This is a genomic window from Streptomyces sp. NRRL S-495 (genome assembly GCF_000966955.1).
Taxonomy (GTDB): domain Bacteria; phylum Actinomycetota; class Actinomycetes; order Streptomycetales; family Streptomycetaceae; genus Kitasatospora; species Kitasatospora purpeofusca.
Genome location: NZ_JZWY01000175.1, coordinates 1 through 2988 on the forward strand (window position 1 = coordinate 1; position 2988 = coordinate 2988).

Sequence of the window (2988 nt, forward strand, 5' to 3'; positions counted from 1 at the left end):
GCGAACTCGCCCAGGGCGGCGCGCAGCAGCTGTCCGGACTCCAGGTCGAACGGCAGGCGCAGGGCGGCTTCCAGCCATTCCGTCACACCGTCGGGAATACCGTCGGGAATACCGTCGGGTATGCCGTCGGGAATGTGGGTGGCGGTGTCGGGGGCGTCGCCGAGGTCGAGCAGTTCCAACGGCGGCAGCCAGGGTTCGCGCAGTTGCACGGACCACCCGCCGTCCTCGTCGACGAACCGGGTGCGCAGGATCTCGTGCTCGGCCACCAGCCGGCCGAGTGCGACCCACAGCCGGTCGGGGTCCAGCCGGCCCGCCACCGACCAGGCGAGCGGTACGTGGTTGCGTACGCTCGGATCGATCTGCTCGGCGAGCCAGATCCGCCGTTGGAACGCCGTCATCTCCAGGGGGACGGCCAGCGGGACGGCCAGGGCGGCGCGTTCCGGCAGCGGTGTCGTGGGCGGCGCTGCGGGAAGCGCTGCGGGCGGTGCCAACCCCACGACGTGGTCGGTGAACTCGCCCAGCCGGGAGTACTCGAACAGCGTCCGGATCGGGATCCGCACCCCGAACCGCTCCCCCGCCGCGCGCACCAGGGTGCCGGCCATCACGGACTGCCCGCCCAGGGTGAAGAACGAGTCGTCCGGCCCGATCCCGCCCTTCTTCAGCACCTGTTCCCACACGGCGGCCATCCGGCGCAGCTGGCCCGGCGGAGTGTTCGGCACGGAGTCCATGGGTGTGGCGTCCCCTCATCTCGCGGCGTGAGAGACCTGTGCGGGTGATCCGTTCACCGGCAGGCCCGGCGGCCGGGCCGGCGGCGCACGCGGCCCCGTCCAGGAATCCCCGCCGCGGTGCGCTCGCGCGCCGATGCGGTCGCGCGCCGATGCGGTCGTGCGCCGATGCGGTCGTGCACCGATGCGCTCGTGCGGGGCATCTGCCCGTCCTTCGGTCAGGCTACCGCCCTGACAGGGGCGCGACACGGTCTGAGCGATACCTGGCCGGCAGTCGACCACCCCTGACGTTCGACAGGATGACGCGGCCCCGGAGCTGTGATCGGATCGAACCTCTGTGAGCGACCCGACCGCGGGGGGACGAGGATGTCGGACCACGACCTGTTGCACACCCGGGTTCTCGAGGGGGCGCCGGCGGCGGCCACGGCCTGGCTCGACAGTGCCGGACGGCCGTTGAGCCACCGGGAGTTGATCGAGCGGTCCGGGCGGCTCGCGAGGCGTCTGCTCGACGCGGGAGCCGGCCCCGGCACACGGGTCGCGCTGTTCCTGGAACGCGGGGCCGACATGGCGGTCGCCGTGCTCGGTGTCCTGCGGGCGGGTGCGGCGTTCGTGCCGCTCGGTCTGCAGGAGCCGGCGCCGCGGCTGGCCCGGATCCTCGCCGACTGCGCACCGGCCGCGGTACTGGTGCACGACGCGACCGCCGCCCGGTTCGGGGACGGCGGCGGTGTCCGCACGCTCCAGGTGCACATCGAGGAGGAGGGGGTACGGGAGGCCGGACCGACGGCTGTCGGCGCCCCGGACGATCCCGCCTACGTCCTCTACACCTCCGGATCGTCCGGCACGCCCAAGGGTGTGGTGGTCGAGCACCGCAACCTCGCCCCGCACCTGGAGTGGCTCGCCGAGCGGCTGCCGCTCGGGCCCGGTGACCGGCTGTTGCAGGTGGCGCCCTACACCTTCGACGCCTCGCTCACCGACTTCTTCTGGCCGCTCGGTGCGGGCGCCACGGTGGTCTCGGTCGCCGAGGGCGACCACCAGGACCCGCTCGCCATCGCCACCGCCCTCGTCGAGCACGGGATCACGGCGGTCCGGCTCCCCCCGGCGATGCTGTCGCTCCTGGTCGACGAGCCGGAGTTCCGGAAGGCCACCGGCCTGCGCTACCTGATCAGCGGCGGGGACCGGCTGCCGACCCCCGTGGCCCGACGCATCGTCGAACTGCTGCCCGGGGTCAGGCTGTTCAACCGCTACGGACCGACCGAGGCGGCCGTGGCGGTCAGTTACCACGAGTTCGACGCCGCCACGGACACCGGGCCGGACGTACCGATCGGCCAGAGCGTCACCGGGGCGGAGCTGCACGTCTCGCCGCAGGGGGAGCTGCTGATCGGCGGCGCCTGCGTGGCGCGCGGCTACCTCGGCGATGCCGCGCTCACGGAGGAGCGTTTCGTCCGGTTGCCGGGCCTCGGCCGGGTGTTCCGGTCCGGTGACCGGGTCCGGACGACGCCCTCGGGCGCGCTGGAGTTCCTCGGCCGGGACGACGACCAGGTCCAGGTCAACGGACACCGGGTCGAGATCGGGGAGGTGATGTCCGCCCTGCGCGCGCATCCCGACGTCCAGGACTGCGTGGTCCTGCCCCAGGGCCACGCGCTCGCCGGGTTCGTGGTGGCCGCACCGGACCGGCGATCGGCGGACGGGATCCATGCCCACCTGCGGGGCAGGCTGCCGGGCCACATGGTCCCCAACGTGATCGTGTTCGTGGACCGGCTGCCGGTGACCGAGCGGGGGAAGGTCGATCTCGCGGCCCTGCGCGCCCTGCACGCCGCGCGCATCACGGAGGCAGCGGACGGCGCGGACGGCAAGGACAGCGCAGACGGCCCGGCACCCGCTGCGGACGAGGACCCGGTGCGGGAGGTGGTCCGACGGGTGTGGTCCCAGCTCCTCGGCGGAATCGAACTCCGCGAGGACGACGACTTCTTCGAGCGCGGCGGGCACTCGCTGCTCGCGGTCCAGGCGGTCGGCCGGATCCGCGCGGAGCTCGGGCACCGCGTGCCCCCGCGGATCATGTTCGAGAAGACGACCCTGGGTGAGTTCGCCGAGGAGGTCACCAGGATCGTCGCCGCTGCCGGGAGCCGGTGAGCGGGGCAGGTGAGCGGGGAGCTGAGCGGGCCGGGCCGCGCCGTCAGACGTGGACGGCCGGACGGGCGACCCGGTCCGCACCTCCCGCGAAGCGCCCCGGAACCCGTCCCGGCACCCGTCCGGGCATGAGGCC

2 protein-coding genes are annotated in these 2988 nt (G+C 73.7%); one reads left to right on the plus strand and one right to left on the minus strand.

The window, feature by feature from the left end; translation table 11 throughout:
• A partial coding sequence (locus tag VR45_RS11125; protein WP_045939544.1) for a phosphopantetheine-binding protein occupies positions 1–728 on the minus strand: 728 nt, incomplete at its 3' end.
• 363 nt (positions 729–1091) lie between these two features.
• On the opposite strand from VR45_RS11125, the gene VR45_RS11130 reads away from it, so the two are divergent.
• Complete coding sequence (locus VR45_RS11130; protein WP_052709010.1) at positions 1092–2855, plus strand: non-ribosomal peptide synthetase; 1764 nt, start codon at positions 1092–1094, stop codon at positions 2853–2855.
• Positions 2856–2988 lie beyond the last annotated feature (133 nt).

Excerpts from the sequence above, each read along its gene's own strand:
- VR45_RS11130 (WP_052709010.1), top strand. The coding sequence starts at position 1,092 with ATGTCGGACCACGACCTGTTGCACACCCGGGTTCTCGAGGGGGCGCCG.